We start from the raw sequence: 17,421 nt of genomic DNA on the forward strand, positions 1-17,421 counted from the left end.
CATCGACCGCGATCCTCATCGGATGAGCAGCGCTCCCGGCGCCGAGCGGCTAAGCTCGGGCCGCGTCTGCCCATGAAGTTCGTCCACGCCGCCGACCTCCACATCGACAGCCCCCTCCGCGGGCTCGACCGTTACCCGGGCGCCCCCGTCGAGCAGATCCGCGGGGCGACCCGCCGCGCGCTCGAGAACCTCGTGAACCTCTGCCTCGCCGAGGAGGTCGACCTCCTGCTCCTCGCGGGCGACATCTACGACGGCGACTGGAAGGACTACAGCACGGGCCTGTTCTTCGCCGCGCAGCTCTCCCGCCTGCGCGCCGCCCGGGTGGACGTCGTGCTCCTCTATGGCAATCACGACGCCGAGAGCAACATCACGCGTCACCTGGAGCTCCCCGAGAACGCCCGGCGGCTCGATCCCCGCCGCCCCGAGTCCATCGTCTTCGATCGGCTCGGGGTCGCCGTCCACGGACAGAGCTTCGCGGCCAAGGCCGTCACCGACGATCTCGCCGCGGGTTATCCGGACGCGCGGGCAGGCCTCTTCAACATCGGCATGCTCCACACCTGTCTGGGCGGCCGCGAGGGCCACGACAACTACGCTCCTTGCAGCCTGAACACCCTCGTCGGGAAGCGATACGATTACTGGGCGCTCGGCCACGTGCACACCCGGGAGGTGCTCTCGCGCGATCCGTACATCGCGTTCCCCGGCAACCTCCAGGGCCGCCACGCCCGCGAGACCGGCGAGAAGGGCGCCCTCCTCGTCGCGGTGGACGACGGCCGCATCACCTCGGTCGAGCACCGGCCCCTCGACGTCGTGCGCTGGAGCGCGTGCGAGGTCGATCTCTCCCCGGCCGCGAGCGCTGACGACATCGTGGATCTGACGCGGGAGGAGCTCGAGCGGCGCCTCGCCGAGGCGGACGGGCGCACGCTGGCCGCGCGGGTCTTCCTGTGCGGCGCGACGAAGGCGCACGCCGCGCTCCGCGCCGATTTCGAGCGATGGACGGGGCAGATCCGCGCGATCGCCAACGATCTCGGCGGCGCGCTGTGGATCGAGCGCGTGCTCTCCCGGACGATCTCGCCGCTCCAGGTGGGCGCGCTCGAGGAGCGGGACGACGCGATCGGCCAGCTCACGAGGTCGCTGCGCGCGCTGCGCGACGACGAGGCGGGCCTGTCCTCGCTGCTGCGCGAGTTCGCGAGCCTCAGGAACAAGCTGCCCGTCGAGGCGCGCGAGGGGGACGACGCGATCCGCCTCGACGACCCGACGTTCCTGCGCGAGGCGCTCGACGACGTGGAGCACACGCTGATCTCGCGGCTGCTCGGCGCGAGCGACGCGCCCTGAAGGTCGGGCGCGCTCCCGCGGCGCGCCCGAGATCCGACGCCGCGGCTCGACGGTCGACGGCGCGCAACCCTCCGGCCGCCGCTTGACGGAGCGCTGTTCTCCACCATGCACACCTCGCGATCCGGCGTGACGCGAGCATCACCTCGAACGTCCGGACGCCATGAAAGGGGGGGAATCATGGTCGACCAGGACGCTTTTCCGGAGCTGTTCCATCCGAGCAGCCGCGCCGAGCCGCACGCGATCTACGCGCGCATGCGGGCCGCGGGGCGCCTGCATCGCCTCATTCACCCCCGCCTCGACGTGCCCATCTGGGTGGCCGTGCGTTACGACGACTGCGTGGAGCTCCTCAAGGATCCGCGCCTGATCCGCGACTTCCGCAAGCTCCCCGACGAGGTGCGCCGGCGTTATTTCCCGCTCAGCGACCGCACGACCTTCATGGATCAGCACATGCTCGACGCCGATCCGCCGGATCACACGCGGCTCAGGGCCATCGTCCAGCGGGCCTTCTCGCCGCGGATGATGGAAGGGCTGCGCCCGCGCATCCAGGCGATCACGGACGGGCTCATCGACGCGGCGATCGACCGGCGACGGATGGAGCTCGTGGCAGACTTCGCGTTTCCGCTCCCCACCGCGGTGATCGCCGAGCTGCTCGGCCTCCCCGTCGAGGATCGCGACCGGTTCCGCCGGTGGACCAAGGTCCTCCTCGCGCCCGCGAAAGGTCGCGAGTTCGTGGAGCGCGCGCAGCGGGTGGTGGAGGAGTTCGCGGCGTACTTCCGGGCGCTCGCCGACGCGCGCCGCAAGGCCCCGCGCGACGACCTGATCAGCGGCCTCTTGCTGGCCGAAGAGCAGGAGCACAAGCTGAGCCCGGCGGAGCTCTCGAGCATGGTGTTCCTGCTGATCGTCGCGGGCCATGAGACCACCGTGCACCTCATCGCGAGCGGCATGTTCCTCCTGCTCTCGCACCCCGCGGAGCGGCGCCGGCTGGACGAGGACCCCGGGCTCGTCGGCTCCGCGGTGGAGGAGGTGCTGCGCTGCGAGGGGCCGGCGGAGCTCTCGACGATCCGCTGGTCGCTCGAGGACATCGAGCTGTTCGGCGCCCGCGTGCCGGCGGGAGAAGGCGTCGCGGCGGGGCTCATGGCCGCGAACCGGGATCCGGAGCACTTTCCGGATCCGGACCGCTTCGACATCGGCCGCTCGCCGAACCGGCACATCGGCTTCGGGGGCGGTATCCACTTCTGCCTCGGCGCGATGCTCGCGCGGATCGAGGCGGCGATCGCCTTCTCGACGCTCCTCCGGAGGCTGCCGCGCATCGAGCTCGCCACCTCGCCCCGCGACATCGTGTGGAGCGAATGGCCCATGATCCGTGGCCCGGCGGCGGTGCCTGTGGTGTTCTGAGGAGCACATAAAGCTCCTTGGACGCCGACTCGTCGGACATCTTTCAGGTCACTCGGTCTGCTGCGCCGCAGCGGCGTTCGTGATGAGAATCCCCTCCGAGCGCGAGCGGCCCGCCATCAGCGCGCCGGGAGGAGAGCGGTGAAGTCGCCACGCAATGATGGAAGCAAGCGCCCGGCGCCTGCCAGCGCTCGCCGCCGGCTCCACCGTCGGGTATCCTCTGGCCCATGCAGTCTGTCCCCACGAACGCCGCACCCGAGGCCGAGCGACCGCGGCCCCGTCACGAGGAGAGCGACCAGCACGTCATCCTCTACGGGATGACGTGGAAGGACTACGAGATCCTCCTCGCCGTGCGGGGGGACCGGGCCGGCGTGCGCATGTACTACCTGAACGGAGCGATCGAGCTGATGAGCCCGTCCCGCAGTCACGAAGGGGTCAAGAAGACCATCGCGCGGCTCCTCGAAGCCTATTGCGATGCGCGCGGCATCGAGCTCAGCGGATACGGCGCGTGGACGCTCCGCAACGCGCCGAAGGAGCGCGGGGCCGAGCCCGACGAGTGCTACATCGTCGGCGACACGAACAAAGAGGTGCCAGACCTGGCGATCGAGGTCGTCTGGACGCACGGAGGCCTCGACAAGCTGGAGATCTACCGTGGCCTCGGCGTCGCCGAGGTCTGGATGTGGGACCGAGACGAGGGCCTCCGCATCTTCGCGCTCTCGGGTGAGCGGTTCGAGCTCCGCGCGCGGAGTGCGTTCCTTCCCGAGCTCGATCCTGCGTGGCTCGCGGGGTTCCTCGATCAGCCGACGCAGACCCAGGCGGTCCACGCGCTGCGCGCGGCGCTGAAGTGAGGCCGAGAGCTCTGAGGGACACGCGGCAGGACGCGCTCAGCCCCCCGAGGGGGCCGTCCGGGCGTAGGCGCGCAGCGCCTCGGCCACGCTCCACGCCTGGGCGACGCACCCGCGGGGCGTGAACGGCGGCTCCGCGTCGAAGATCTCGCTGATCGAGCCGGCGCAAGCCTCGTCGAGGTGCGGCGCGAAGCCCTCGAGCAGGCGCCGCGCCCCGGCGAGATCGGTGGGATACACCTTCAGCCAGGCGTCGATGAACGGGCCCATGAGCCACCCCCACACGGTGCCCTGGTGATAGGCCATGTCCCGCGCGCGGAGGTCGCCGAAGTACTTCGGTTTGTAGTCCGGGTGCCCCGGCGCGAGCGACCTGAGGCCCACGGGCGTCCAGAGCCGCTCCTTCACCTGATCGACGATCCCCTTCCAGCGCGCGGGCTCGAGGACGGGGTGAGGCAGCGAGATCGCGAGGAGCTGGTTTGGCCGGAAGGCGTCGTCGGCGCCCTGCTCGCCGTCGATCACGTCGTAGAGATAGCCGTGCTTCTCGGACCAGAAGCGCCGGTTGAAGGAGGCCTTGACCTGCTCGGCGGCCGCGCCGTAGCGCTTCGCCGCGCCGTCGCCGTCGGACTCGCGCGCCCAGCGCTCGAGGAGGCGCAGGGCGTTGTACCAGAGCGCGTTGATCTCCACGGGCTTCCCCCGGCGTGGCGTGACCACGTAGTCACCGACCTTCGCGTCCATCCAGGTCAGCTGATACCCCTCTTCCCCCTGGCGGATCAGGCCGTCCTGCGGGTCGGCGCGGATGCCGAAGCGCGTCCCGCGGGTGTGGTGCTCGACGATGTCGATCAGCGTTGGGAGGATGAGCCGGAGCGTCTCGCGATCGCCGGTGGTCGCCAGGTAGCGATCGAGCGCGTGGAAGAACCAGAGGGTGGCGTCGGCTGTGTGGTAGAGCCCGTCGTTCTTGCCCTCCGGGAACATGTTGGGGATGAGCCCGTCCTTCACGTAATGGGCGAACGTGCGGAGGATGTAGCCCGCCTCGGTGTGGCGCCCGGTGACGAGCGTCAGCCCCTCGAGGCTGATCATGGTGTCCCGGCCCCAGTCGGTGAACCAGTGATAGCCCGCGATGACGGTGCGCACCTCGTCCCCCGCGGCCCGGGCGCGGGCGGCGTCCTCGACGCGGCCCGCGGGGCTGATGAGGAACTGATCGGCGCCGAGGACGAGCTCCGCCGCCGGCCCGGTGCGGACCTCGGGCGCCGCGGCGAGCAGGAGCCGCGTCCGGCGCTTGCGCTCCGCGCGCTGCACCTCGTCCGTGGAGAGGGCGTTGAGCGTCTCCCACGCCTCCGTGGACGCGATCAGGGTCACGCTGCCGGAGACCGGGAGCTCGAGGCTGAAGCGGCCAGGGCTGTAGAACTCGCCGACGGCGTCGTATCCGCGGCTCTGCTCGATCCGGTAGCGGACGTTGCGCAGGCGGGCGCTCTCGATCCTGAACTCGGCCCGAGCGCCCTGGACCTTCAGCCGGAGCGGCGGCAGGTCGCCCGGCGACGCGAGCTCGTAGCGATCCTCGACCACGGTGAGCGCATAGGGGCCCGCCACCGGACGATCGAGCGCGCCCTCGTGCGGCCGGAAATTCACCCACGGCTGGAGCTCGATCCGCGCCGGGCCCGTCCCCTCGACGAGCGTGTACGTGACATGGACCGTGTTCTGCGCGTGGGGCATGAGGAGGCGCCGCTCGATCGCCATCCCCGCGCCCTCGTAGCGCCAGACGGGGAGCCCGGCCTCGAGGCGGAACTCGGCGAGATCGATGACCTGCGCGGCGCCGTCGTCGAGCCAGGGCTCCTGACCGCCCACCTGGTACACCCTGTCCTCCGCGGTGAAGATCCGGGTGGAGAGATCGCTGAGCATCATCGTGCGGCCCAAGGGAGCCGGCAGCGCGGAGATCAGCAGTCCATGGAAGCGGCGGGTCACCGCGCCGGAGACGGTGCCCGACGCGTAACCGCCGAGTCCGTTCGTGACGAGCCATTCCCGCGTGAGCGGGTCCGAGCCGCGCTCGGCGTCGTCCTGCGAGGTGGGGGCGGCGCCCCGGGACCAGACCATCCTCCGGCAGATCTCGTCAGCGTACATGCTTCTTGGGCTCCTCCGGGCGCGGATTGGCGCTCGTCTTCTCGGGCACCGGCGTCCCGACCACGGGGTGGAGGAGGATCGCCGCCTCGCCCGGGATGTGGACGCCGTCCTCGGTGATGACAGGTGGACTGCCTTGGCCCCCGTAGCGGGGGGACTCGCTGGACCACGACGTCTCCCAGCGGCGCCCCGGCGGCGGGGCGAAGAGCGGCTCCGGCAACGACCCTCGATGGATGTCCCGCCCGAGGTTGACGAGGAGCAGCCGGTCGTCGCCGTCGTCGCCGAAGTAGCGCAGGAGGAAGGCGTGGGCCGAGAGGACGGCCCCGTCGACGCCGCGCGGGCGCTGGGCCCGGATCACCGGGTCGCGCCGGCGGAGCGCGATGAGGTCCTCATGGAGGGCGTAGAGGGCGGCGTTGCGCTCGCGCTCTGAGAAATCGAGCTTGCAGCGCTCGAACGTCCGCGGGTCGCTCGGATCGTCGAGCTGCGCGCGGACCTCCGGCGCCGAGCAGGACGGGAACTGCTCGAGGAACTCCGCCCGGCCCTTGCGCACGAGCGGGGCGAGCTCGGGGTTGTGGTCCGCGAAGAAGAGGAACGGCGCCGAGGACCCGAACTCCTGCCCTTGAAAGAGCATGGGTGTCCCCGGGGCGAGGAGCAGGGCCGCCGACATCGCCCGGAGCTTGCCCGGGCTCACGATCTGACAGAGCCGCTCGCCTCGCGCGGTGTTGGCGACCTGATCGTGGTTCTCCAGGAAGAGGACGAACCGGGCCGGATCGACGCCGAGCGCCGGCGTCCCTCGCCGCTGCTTCTGCCAGTGATAGCGCTGCCCCTGGAAGAGGAACCCGTGCTTCAGGGCGGAGAGGAGCTCCTGGGACGAGCCCTCGTGATCGCTGTAATAGGCCTCGCTCCGGCCGGTGAGCGCCACCTTGGCGCTGTGGTGGAAATCGTCGTTCCAGATCGCGTCGAGCCCGTAGCCGCCCCGCTCGGCGGCGCGGATCAGCCACTCTTCCTGCGACTCGTTCTCGGCCACGAGGAACGTCTCCTTGCCCTTCGCCGCCTCCCGCACGCGGCGCGCGATGGCGGCGAGGATGTGGTCCTTCGAGCCATCGTAGATGTTCTGCGTCGCGTCGAGCCGGAGCCCGTCGAGGTGGAACTCGTCGATCCAGTAGCCGGCGTTGGCGATGAAGTACTCCCTCACCGCCTCGGATCGCGGGCCGTCGAAGTTGATCGCCGCTCCCCAGTCCGTCTTGTGACGATCGGTGAAGTAGTCCCGGGAGAACTGGCCGATGTAGTTGCCGTCCGGGCCGAGGTGGTTGTAGACGACATCGAGGATCACCGCGATCCCGGCGCGGTGCGCCGCGTCCACGAAGCGCCGGAGATCGTCCGGGCTGCCGTAGAGGCGCGTCGGCGCGAAGAGGTTCACGCCGTCGTACCCCCAGTTGAAGCGGCCGGGGACCTCGGCGATGGGGAGCAGCTCGATCAGGGAGATGCCGATCCGCGCGAGCTCCGGCAGCTCGCGGGCGGCGGACTCCCATGTGCCCTCCCGGGTGAACGTCCCGATGTGCATCTCGTAGACGACTTGCCCCTTCAGCGGGGCGCCCCGGAATGCCGCGTCGCTCCATGAGAACGCGCCGGGATCGATCACCTCGGAGGGCCCGTGCGGCCCCTCCGGCTGCGACCGCGAGGCGGGATCGGGAGTGAGCGCCTCGCCGTCGTCGAGCCGGAACCTGTAGCGGGTGCCGCTCGCCGCGGACGCGACGAGCCCCGCGAAATAACCGCCCTCCTCGGGCCGCAGCGGGGCGGCCCCGCCGCTCCCCGGCCCGGCCTCCAGGACGACCTCGACCTTGCGCCTGGCCGGCGCCCAGACACGGAAGTGGACCCCTTTCCCGACGAGCACCTCTGCGCCAACGGGCAACCGCCTCTCCGTCTTGAATTCCGGCATTGAAATGAATTCTAGGCGCAACACAGATGACGTCCAGCGCCGATCTGCACATGACGACGCTACCGCTGTCACTGCTCAGCTGTCGAGCGCAACGTGCCTTACGGAGCTGCCTGAGAGCGTTCAGGGGCAAACCGACATCGAGGTCAGCGCTGTCTGTGTGGCGAAATTGCGCGAGGTGACCTCGCTCTGAAGCTCGCGCGCCGCTGGGCTCCCTCCTTGCCCACGACGCGTGTTCGAGAACACGAAAGAGATAGAGCGAGACAGGAGTCGACCCATCGAGATGGGGAGAGGCCATGAAGTGGGCTTGACGACCGTGCGATGGAAGGCGATGAAGCGCGCTCTCCGCGGCTACGGGTGGGCGATGACGACGAGGGTGCGCGCGCGCCGGAGCACGCAGCGCAACGCGCGCTCCAGCGTCTCCGGGTCGAGCGCCGCGAAGCTCTCGTCGAGCACGACGACCTCGGCGCCCTGCAGCAGCGCGCGCGCCATGTAGAGCCGGCTCCGCTCGCCGTGCGAGAGCTGCCAGCCCGTCTCGCCCACCACCTGCTCCAGCCCCCCCGGCATCCGGCCGAGCAGCTCGCCGAGGCCGAGCTCGTGGCAGATCTCCTCGGCCTCCGCGAGGTCGTCGGGCCTCGGCGGCCAGCGCCTGCCCATCAGCAGATTGTACGCGAACGTCCCGGCGAGGACGTGGTTCTCGTGGAACTGCGGCGCCGCCGCCACGCGGCGCCGCCACGCCCCGGCGCCCAGCATGTGGCGGTCGAGCCCGTTCAGCAGCAGCAGCCCCGCGTCGGGCGCGCGCAGCCCCGAGAGCAGCGCGCTCAGCGTCGACTTCCCGCCGCCCGAGGGCCCCTCGAGCAGGATGCGGTCGCCCGCCGCGATCCGCACCGAGACGTCGACGACCGCGGGGCGCGCCCGTCCCTTGTGCCGGAACGACAGCTCGTGCGCCTCCAGGACCACAGCGCGGGCCTCGGCGTCCTCCGCGCGCGCGCGGGCCGGCGATCGCCCCGCGTCGGGGGGCAGCGGCGGCGGCGGCGGCCCGCCGCGGGCGGCCGCCTGGAACAGCGTGGAGACCTGCTCCCACGCGATCACCGCGCTGGCGAGGCTCGACAGGCCGCCCGACAGGCCCTGCAGCGCGCGGCTCGCGAGCAGGACGCCCCCCAGCGCCACCGCGTACGCCCCGGCGGAGCCGGTGCCCGCGAGGAACGGCGGCAGGAGGCCGATGATGCCCGCGATGAGCCAGCCGCGCGGCATCAGCGCGCCGATCTCGATCTGGCTCCGGTCGATGTCGCGCGACCGCAGCAGGTACTGGGCGAGCGCCTCGTCCTCGCCGTGGTGCCAGCGGCCGTGGCGCTCCTGGGCGAGGCGGGTCCGGTGGCCGACCAGGCGCTCGATGAGGTCGTGCGTCATCGCGAGCCGCGCGGCCGTCCAGCGCGCGCGCCGCCGGTAGAACCGCACGCAGAGCGCGACGACCAGGGCCGCCCAGGCGGCGAGCAGCAGCGCGTGGATCGCGCCCGCCGCGCCCTGGGCGAGCACGGCCGCCGCCGCCGCGAGCTCGAACGCCGACGCGACCGCCGCGACGCCGCCGCCCATCGCGAGCCCCTCGATCGCCTCGGACTCGATCACGCGGCCGAGGAAGCGGCCCGCGCCCTCGCTGCGCACCTCCTCGGCGTCGAGCGCGAGCGCGCCCGAGAGCAGGCGCTGCTTGACCAGCGCGCTCGAGTCGATCGCGACGAGGCCGGACAGCCACGCCATGAGCTGGCGCAGCGGCACGACCGTCGCGAGCAGCAGCGCGCCGGCGACGAGCCACCCCTCGTCGAGGTGGTCGTCGAGGATGCTGCGCCCCACGGTCATCCACACCAGGATCCAGAGCGTGTAGCCCGCCGCGTGGGCCGCGAGCAGGCCGAGGAGGCGGCGCGGGATCCGCGCGGCCATGGCCTGCCGCGCGAGAGTTGCGCCCGGCGGCAGGCGCAGGCTCCAGATGCCGTCGACGATCACGGGCCCGAGGCGCTCGTCGAGCAGGGCCCGCCGCGCGCGCGCGCGCCGCCGCGGCCGCACGGCCGCGCGCGCGAGGACGCGCTCGATCTCCGGGAGCACCTGCGCCTCGATCGGGCGGCAGATGCGGCCGGCGATCGCCTCGACCGGGACGCGCGCCGTGGAGCGGTCGGCGCGGAGCGCAGCGAGGTCCCGCCCCCTGCGCCCCACGACGGCGAGGAAGCGGGGCGCCCCGCCGTCGCGCAGCCACACGAGCGCGGGCGTGACGCGGAGGAGCGCCTCGCCGATCTCGTCGTAGCGCGCCGCGATCGGCTCCGCCTCGACGCCGAGGTACGCCGCGGCCTGATCGATCCACGCCCCGAGCGCGTCCGCGCTGCGGAGGTGCCCGGCGGCCGGGACGGGCGCCGCGACCGCGCGCGGGCCCAGGCCGCCCTGCGTCGCGAGCGCCTCGAGCGCGTCGCCGAGGCGCTCCGCCGGCCACTCGAGGGCGCCGAGCGAGTCGACCGCCTGGTCCGGCCGCGCTCCCCACCCAGGTTGCGGCCGCGCTCCCCACCCAGGTTGCGCCTCCGCCCCGTCCGGCCGGGCTTCCCACCCGGGTTGCGCCTCGGCGGTCACCTCCGCTGGCCCTCCGCTGGCGCTCCGCCGCCCTCCGCTGGCGCTCCGGCGCCCGCCCTCGCCGCCTCGGCGCCCTCGCCAGCCGCCTCGGCGATGCGCCCGCGCGCGACCTTCAGCCGGCGCCACTCGCCGCTCGACCAGAGCCCTCGCTGCACCGCTGCCTCGGCCTCGAGCAGCGCGCGGTAGCGCGAGCCGGGGCGCGCCGCGAGCTCGGACGGCGCCCCGTCCTCGACCACGCGCCCGCCGTCCACGACGAGCACCCGCTCGAACGATCGCGTCTCGCCGACGTCGTGGGTGACGCACAGGAGCGTCGCGCGCCGGAAGCGCCGCCGCGCCCGGGCGAGCAGCGCCCGGCGGCGCTCCCGGTCGAGGCCGCGGAACGGCTCGTCGAGGATCGCGAGCCGCGCCTCGCTCCGCAGCATCGCCCGGCCCAGGCGCAACCGCTGCCCCTCGCCGCCGGAGACGAGCCCTCCGCCCTCGCCGAGCAGGGTCTTCTGCCCCTCCGGCAGCCGCTCCAGCACCTCGCGCAGCTCGGCCTCCTCGACGACGGCGCCGAAGTCGGCCGCGTCGTCGGGCGCGCCGTAGCGGAGGTTGTCGAGGAACGATCGGTTCCAGATCTGGACCGCCGGGTCGACCCACGCGGTCTCCTCGCGCAGCGCGCGCACCCGCTCTCCGTCGAGGGGGCGGCCGTCGACGAGCACCCTGCCCTCGCTCGCCCGGTGCCAGCCGAGCAGGACCCCGACGAGGCTCGACTTCCCCGCGCCCGACGAGCCCACGATCGCCACGTGGCTGCCCGCCGCGATGTTCAGATCCACCCCGTCGAGGATCACGTGACCGGCCGCCTGGATGCGCACGCGCTCGAAGGCGATCGCGCAGCCCGAGCCGCCGGCGGCCCCTTGCGCGAGCGGCGCCGCTGCCGCGGGCGCGCGCACGGGGGCGCCGGCGCGCAGCTCCTCCGGCGCGCCGAGCGGCTCGAGCAAGCGCAGCGCCGTGTTGCGGTGCCCCGGGTACTGGAGCAGCGTGCTCGCGAGCGCCTGCCCGATGGAGGGCAGCGCGAGCGCCCAGTAGAAGAGCAGGAGAGCGCGCGAGAGGGCGCCCCCGCGGGCGAGGAAATCGCCGAGGATCCACGCGGCGAGCGCGAAGCCGATCAGCGCCTGCGCCCCGTCGACGGCGAGCGCGGCGCGGAGGAGCGCGCGGCCTGCGAGCGCCCACTCCCCGAGCAGCCCCGCGTGCTCGCGCCGCACGGCCCGCTCCGCCGCATGCGCCCGGATCGGCACGAGGCCGAGGAGCGCGTCGAGGTAGAAGCTCGTGAGCGCGCCGGCGTGGGTGCGGACGCGCAGGTCTCGCTCGACGAGGACGCGGTTCCCCGCGAACGGCAGCGCCAGCGCGAGCGCGGCGCCCGGCACGGCGAGGCGCGCGCTCCCGGGATCGATCCAGACGATCGCGGCCGTGGTCACCGCGAGATCGAGCGCCGAGCGCGCGATCTGGCCGCCGAACGCGGGCAGGCCGCGGAGCACGTGCAAGCTGTGGCCGCGCTGCGCCATGTCCGAGGCCGGGCGGCTCTGGAAGTAGCGATCGCCGATGCGCGGGATCTTCGCGAGGAACGCCATCCGCAGCCGGACCTCGAGGTGGCGCCCGAGCCGGATCATCCCCGAGGTCAGCGAGAGATCGAGGGCGAGCTCCACCGCGAGGAACGCCGCGAGGGCGACGAGGGCGGCGAGGCGCTGCTCGAACAGCGCGAGATCGTTCGAGATCTGGAGCAGGCCCCGGAAGAGGAGGCTCTCCAGCACCACCGTCGCGACGCTGAGCAAGAGCGCGCCGGCGAGCACGGCGGGTGTCAGCAGGCCGTCCTCGCGGATCATCCGGAGGAGCGCGCGCGCAGGCGGGATCTCGCGCTCCGCGAGGGCGGCCGCGAGGTCGGGGGGGAGGCGCGCCTCGCCGCGAGCCGCCTCGCCGCGAGCCGCCTCGCCGCCGCCGCGAGCAGCCGCCTCGGCGTGCGCCGGGGGCTCGGGGGCGGAGGCGCCCGGCGCGCCGTCGCGGCCTGCCGGCGCGCGGGCGAAGCTGAGCGGCCGCCGCCCGCGGATCCGCACGAGCACGGCGCCCCGCGTGAGGACCATCTCCTCCCCGGACGGGTCGGCCGGCCCCGGACGCGCCGTCCAGAAGCCGGGCGGGATCATCTCCTCCCGGGAGGCCTCGGCGTCTCGGTCGAGCAGCGCGCCCAGCACGCGCGCGGCCTCGCGCCCGCGCCCGAGGCCGCCGGAGCGCACGAGCGACGTGACCAGGCGCGCGCCGGCGTCGAGCGCGGCGATCGCTCGCCAGTCCCGGTCCGACAGCGCCGCCTCGATCGACCGCGTCCCTGCGCCGAGCCACGCGAGCCGGCGCCCGAGCGGCCGCGTGAACCCGTCGCTCGCGGCCCACGCGCGGAAGTCCGCCGCGGACAGGGGCAGCTCGTGCTGGTAGAGCTCGGCCTCGAGCTGCCGTCGCGTGACCCAGCGCCGCCCCGTGCCCGGGTCCATGATCTGCGCGAGGCCGCCGTGCCGGCGCCAGATCACGACGATGTGGAGCGGCCCGGTCGACTGCCGCACGATCGCCAGGGCGGGCAGCGCCTGCGCCTCGTCGAGGAGCACGTGCTCCGGCGGCACGAGGATCTGCTGGGCCACGAGCCCGAGCTGCTCCGCGAGGTCTTCGAGGGTGTCGATGGAGGTGCCGTCGACGTCGGTCTGGCAGGCCTCGCGCAGGCGCCCGTAGCTCACGCCGACGCCGAAGCCCTCGAGCACGCACTTGAGCGTGGCGGGCCCGCAATCCATCGCCGACGTCTGCACGACCTCCGGCGCGAGGAGCCTCCGCCTCGGGCTCGGCGGCCGGCGGCGGGGATCGGCGCTCGCTCGCTCCGATGCGGATCGTGGATCGGCGCCCGCCGTCCCCAGGCTCACCCGTCCGCTCCGCCGCGGACCCTCACGATCTGCCCTGCTGCCCGCAGCACGAGCGACGCCGGCGAGACGCGCTCCATCTCGATGACGACGTTGCCGGGCAGCCCGTGCTGCATGGGGATCGGCGACGCGGGATCGGGGCGCACGCCGAGCTCCACGCGGATGCGGCCCTCCTGCGCCTCGCTGGCGACGCGCTCGACGGTGGTGGCCAGCGTGCCGTATTCGGTCCAGGGGAACGCGTCGAGGCGCAGGCGCCCCGCCTGCCCCGCGCGGATCCGCCCGACGGAGGAGGGCGGGAACTCCGCGATCACCCTGAGCTCGCCGGGCGGGACGACGGCGGCCACGACGTCCCCTTCACGCACGAAGGAGCCGGCCCGCAGCACCGTGATTTCACCGACCCGCCCGGCGATCGGCGAGCGGATCTTGCGCCGCTCGATCTCGGCGAGCAGCCCCGCGATCGTCGCCTCCAGCACGAGCCGCTCCCCCTCCAGCGAGGCCGCCTCGCGGTCGAGCCGCGCGAGCTCGGCCTGCTGCTCGCTCTGTCCGGTGCGTCGCTCGACGCCGGCCCGCGCGGCGGCGCGGTCGAGCGCCTCGGTCGCCGAGCGCCGCGACAGCGCCTCGGCCGCGAGCCGCGCCGCCTCGGCCTCGGACACGAGCCCGTCCTGCCGCAGGCGCACGGCCCGCGCCGCCTCGAGCTCCTGGAAGCGCGCGCCCGCCTCCGCCTCCTTGAGCCGCGCCTTCGCCTCGTCGATGCGGGCGCGCGCCGCCTCCGCCCCGTCGCGCAGCGCCCGCGAGCGCGCCGCGATCTCGGCCTGGAGCGGCCCCATCTGCCCCGCGATGGCCGAGAGCCGGGCCTGCTTGTCGTCCATGTCGCGGCGGAGCGGCTCCACGTCGAGCTCGACGAGGACGTCGCCCGCGGCGACCTCGGCCCCGAGGAGGTCCAGGCGGACGGCGGCGACCCTCCCGCCGAGGGGCGCCTCGACGCGGTGGGCCGCCTGCCCCACCTCGAGGCGCGCGCTCACGCTCGCCTCGTACTGCCCGACGCGCGCGAGGAAGAACCACGCGAGCCAGCCTCCGAGCAGGAGCGCGCCGATCGCGGCGCCGACGATCGAGCCGCGATGGCCGTCGGTCGCGATCGCGTGGATCGAGCGTGAGAACCCGGCGGGCATGAGGGGTCGCGCCAAGGTACACGAGCGAAGGATGCGCAGGAAGTCGCACCCATCGCCCGGGTAAAGGCGATGAGCCTCCCAAAACTTCACGTGCAGCGCGGACCGATTGAATGAATGCTCTCCCCTGCGGCTCCGCCGCAAGGCAGTCATTCCATTTGGATTGGAGGTCCCCCATGGCTGATATCGATCGTGATGGCGAGCAGAACGAGCAAACGGAGCAGGCGGAAACGGTGCCCTTCTTCGCTCGCTACCTGGAAGATCAGAAGCGCATCCGGACCGGCGTCAAAGCCGGCGGCATCTACCAGACCCTCAAGTACCCGTCGGACAGGGATGAGAACGTCACCATGAAGTACCCCTCCGACGGCGACGAAGATCTGGCCCTGAAGTGAACCGCGAACGCCGCGCGGCGGGTAACCGCCCGCGGCCGAGCGGAACCCACCGAAATCGCCCGCAACATCCCGTAGCCCCGTAATCCGTAACAACACGCGACTACGCGACCACGCGACCACGCGACCACGCGACCACGCGTAACCAAGCTCAACACGATTCAACACCTTTGAGCGCCCGAGATTGAAAGATCGCCGCAACAGCGGAATCACAGCATCACGGGATGGCGGAATTGCGACATCGAGCCGCTGCAATTGTGCTGAAAAGCGCCGAAGATCGCGCTCGGGCTTGCGCCCCCGCCTGGCTGCTCGCTATGTTAGCCCTCTTGCCCTCGGCGGCTCCGTCGCCGCGGCAACGCAACCATCTGGAGGTATCCCATGGCCGATATCGACAACCGTGAGCCCGAGCAGCAGGAGCAGAAGGACGACGCCGAGGCGGTGCCGTTCTTCGCTCGCTTCCTGGAGGATCAGAAGCGCGTCCGTACCGGCGTCAAGGCCGGCAGGCCGCCCTTCCAGACGCTGAAGTACCCGTCGGACCAGGAGGACGGCGGGGGCGGCGGGAAGGACCCCATCTACACCACGCTGAAGTACCCTTCGGACGGCGACGAGACCTGAGCACCGCATGGACCGCCCGCGCCCGTGCGAGAGAGGCACCCTGACGTGACGATGGCGAGCGCGAGCGTCCTCCTGGTCTCGCACTCACAGGACGACTTCGGGATCGGGCGCGTGGCGGAGGCGCTGCGAAGGCGCGGCGCTCGCCCCGTCCGCCTGGACGTCGACCGGTTCCCTCGCGACATCACGCTCTCGACGGCGCTCGGGCCGGGCGGCGTGCGCCGCCGCTTGGAGGACGCCGGGGCCGAGATCGGCGGAGACGAGATCTCCGCGGTCTGGCTCCGGCGCCTCTGGGCGCCGAACCTCGGCGAGGGCATCCCCGAGGCGTACCGCGGCGCGTGCGTGCGCGAGTCGATGGCGGCGCTGACCGGCTGGCTGCGCGGGCTCCCCGCGCGGCGCTGGATCAACGAGCCCGCGGCCGAGGAGCGCGCCCAGGACAAGCTGCGCCAGCTCGCGGCGGCGGCGTCGGTCGGCCTTCGCATCCCCGAGACGGTGGTGACGAACGACCCGGCCGAGGTCCGCGGCCTCTTCGCGCGCCTCGGGGGGAACGTGGTCGCCAAGATGCTCACGCCCTTCTCGACAAGCCTCTCCGGCGGCGCGCCGTTCGTCTTCACGCACGCCGTCGCGGAGGCCGACCTCGACGCCCTCGCGGGGCTGCGCCAGAGCCCCATGATCTTCCAGGAGCGCATCCCCAAGGCGCGCGAGCTGCGCGTCGCCTGCGTCGACGGCCGGTGCTTCCCGGGCGCGCTCGACGCGACCCGCTACGAGTCGGTCGCTGTCGACTGGCGCCACCCGGACGTGAGCGAGATCGGCATCGGGTGGGAGCCGGACGCCCTCCCGCGCGACGTCGAAGCGCAGCTCGGCGCGCTCCTCCGCGCCCTCGGGCTGGTCTTCGGGGCCGTCGACCTCATCCGGACGCCGGACGGAGAGCACGTCTTTCTCGAAGTGAACCCCGCCGGCGAGTGGGGCATGCTGGAGCGGGATCTCGGGCTGCCGATCGCCGATGCGCTGGCGGAGGCGCTGCTCGCTCCGACGGAGAACCGGTGACAGTCCTCATCATCACGCACAGCGAAGACAACGAGTGCATCGACCGCGTCGCCGCCGCGATCGCCAGGCTGGGCGGCCAGGCCTTCCGCTTCGACACCGACGCCTACCCGGCGGGAGCGCGGCTCTCGCTCTCGTCGGGGGACGGCGCGGGCCGCTCCACGCTGACCACCCGGGACGGCGCGCTCGACCTCGGCGACGTGACCGCCGTCTGGTATCGCCGGGTCGCCTACGGCGCCAGGCTGCCCTCGTCGATGGATCCGCAGCTCCGGAGCGCGTCGATCCAGGAGGCGAAGCAGACCGCGGAGGGCATGCTCGCGGCGTTCCGCGTCCCGCAGGTCGACCCCTTGCCGGCGGTGCGCTTCGCGTCGAACAAGCAGGTGCAGCTCGACATCGCGCGCGAGGTCGGCCTCGACACGCCGCGCACGCTCACGACCAACGACGCGGACGCGGCGCGGGCCTTCGCCGCGACCTGCCCGGGCGGGGTGATCGCCAAGATGCTCTCGTCGTTCGCCGTCTACCGCGACGGCGAGGAGCACGTGGTCTTCACGAACGCCCTCGAGGCCAAGGACCTCGCGGACATGCGGGGGCTCTCGCTCTGCCCGATGACCTTCCAGGAGAACATCCCGAAGGCGCGCGAGCTGCGGGTCACGGTCGTGGGCGAGCGCGTCTTCACGGCCTCGGTCGACTCGCAGGCGGCGCCCGGCGCCGAGGTCGACTGGCGCCGGCAGGGGATCGAGCTCATCGACGCCTGGCGCAAGGACACGCTCCCGCCCGACGTCGAGACGGGCGTGCTCCGGCTGATGGATCAGCTCGGCCTCAACTACGGCGCGATCGACATCCTCCGCACGCCGGACGGCCGGTACGTCTTCCTCGAGGTCAACCCGTCCGGCGAGTTCTTCTGGCTGGAGCGGAACCCCGGGCTGCCGATCAGCGAGGCGCTCGCCGAGGTCCTGCTGGGCAAGGCGCCGCGGCGCGGCTCGTGGAGCGCCTTCCTCCACACGCCCGCGACGCAGCCCCGCTGAGGCGGCGGCGCAGCGCCGCTGAGCGGACGCT

General features: G+C 73.0%; 12 protein-coding genes. 7 read left to right on the forward strand and 5 right to left on the reverse strand.

Features of this window, described 5'->3' with window-relative positions:
• The first annotated feature begins 72 nt into the window (after positions 1-72).
• From WME95_RS39090 to WME95_RS39100, 3 genes are all read left to right on the forward strand, one after another.
• Positions 73-1,332, forward strand: a complete 1,260-nt coding sequence (locus WME95_RS39090) for a metallophosphoesterase family protein (protein WP_437904420.1) — start codon at positions 73-75, stop codon at positions 1,330-1,332.
• Between the two features lie 177 nt (positions 1,333-1,509).
• The gene (locus WME95_RS39095) at positions 1,510-2,727 is read left to right on the forward strand and encodes a cytochrome P450 family protein (protein WP_437904421.1); all 1,218 of its coding nucleotides are present in this window, start codon (positions 1,510-1,512) and stop codon (positions 2,725-2,727) included.
• A 224-nt stretch (positions 2,728-2,951) separates the two neighbouring features.
• On the forward strand, positions 2,952-3,572 hold the full coding sequence (locus WME95_RS39100; RefSeq protein WP_437904422.1) for a Uma2 family endonuclease: 621 nt from the start codon (positions 2,952-2,954) through the stop codon (positions 3,570-3,572).
• Between the two features lie 36 nt (positions 3,573-3,608).
• Here the strand turns inward: WME95_RS39100 and WME95_RS39105 are convergent, their stop codons facing one another.
• The 5 genes from WME95_RS39105 to WME95_RS39125 form a co-directional block, all read right to left on the reverse strand.
• Positions 3,609-5,681: an amylo-alpha-1,6-glucosidase gene (locus tag WME95_RS39105; protein WP_437904423.1), complete on the reverse strand. Its 2,073-nt coding sequence runs from the start codon at positions 5,679-5,681 to the stop codon at positions 3,609-3,611.
• Complete coding sequence (gene treZ, locus WME95_RS39110; RefSeq protein WP_437904424.1) at positions 5,671-7,617, reverse strand: malto-oligosyltrehalose trehalohydrolase; 1,947 nt, start codon at positions 7,615-7,617, stop codon at positions 5,671-5,673. Before treZ ends, WME95_RS39105 begins: the two co-directional genes overlap by 11 nt.
• 348 nt (positions 7,618-7,965) lie before the next feature.
• The gene (locus tag WME95_RS39115) at positions 7,966-10,224 is read right to left on the reverse strand and encodes an ATP-binding cassette domain-containing protein (protein ID WP_437904425.1); all 2,259 of its coding nucleotides are present in this window, start codon (positions 10,222-10,224) and stop codon (positions 7,966-7,968) included.
• Positions 10,221-13,031 carry an ATP-binding cassette domain-containing protein gene (locus WME95_RS39120; RefSeq protein ID WP_437904426.1) on the reverse strand — a complete coding sequence of 937 codons (2,811 nt, stop codon included), beginning with the start codon at positions 13,029-13,031 and terminating at the stop codon, positions 10,221-10,223. The genes WME95_RS39115 and WME95_RS39120 overlap by 4 nt, the downstream gene beginning before the upstream one ends.
• A 122-nt stretch (positions 13,032-13,153) precedes the next feature.
• A complete protein-coding gene (locus tag WME95_RS39125) occupies positions 13,154-14,323 on the reverse strand; it encodes an HlyD family secretion protein (protein WP_437904427.1) in 1,170 nt (389 codons plus the stop codon).
• A 173-nt stretch (positions 14,324-14,496) separates the two neighbouring features.
• Between WME95_RS39125 and WME95_RS39130 the strand changes: the two genes are divergently transcribed.
• The 4 genes from WME95_RS39130 (at position 14,497) to WME95_RS39145 (ending at position 17,390) form a co-directional block, all read left to right on the forward strand.
• Complete coding sequence (locus WME95_RS39130; RefSeq protein WP_437294983.1) at positions 14,497-14,712, forward strand: microviridin/marinostatin family tricyclic proteinase inhibitor; 216 nt, start codon at positions 14,497-14,499, stop codon at positions 14,710-14,712.
• A 375-nt stretch (positions 14,713-15,087) separates the two neighbouring features.
• On the forward strand, positions 15,088-15,324 hold the full coding sequence (locus WME95_RS39135) for a microviridin/marinostatin family tricyclic proteinase inhibitor (RefSeq protein WP_437545041.1): 237 nt from the start codon (positions 15,088-15,090) through the stop codon (positions 15,322-15,324).
• 51 nt (positions 15,325-15,375) lie between these two features.
• On the forward strand, positions 15,376-16,368 hold the full coding sequence (locus WME95_RS39140) for an MvdC family ATP-grasp ribosomal peptide maturase (RefSeq protein ID WP_437911073.1): 993 nt from the start codon (positions 15,376-15,378) through the stop codon (positions 16,366-16,368).
• Positions 16,365-17,390, forward strand: a complete 1,026-nt coding sequence (locus WME95_RS39145) for an MvdD family ATP-grasp ribosomal peptide maturase (protein WP_437904428.1) — start codon at positions 16,365-16,367, stop codon at positions 17,388-17,390. Before WME95_RS39140 ends, WME95_RS39145 begins: the two co-directional genes overlap by 4 nt.
• Positions 17,391-17,421 lie beyond the last annotated feature (31 nt).

Source organism: Sorangium sp. So ce327, assembly GCF_051530205.1.
GTDB classification, from domain to species: domain Bacteria; phylum Myxococcota_A; class Polyangia; order Polyangiales; family Polyangiaceae; genus Sorangium; species Sorangium cellulosum_B.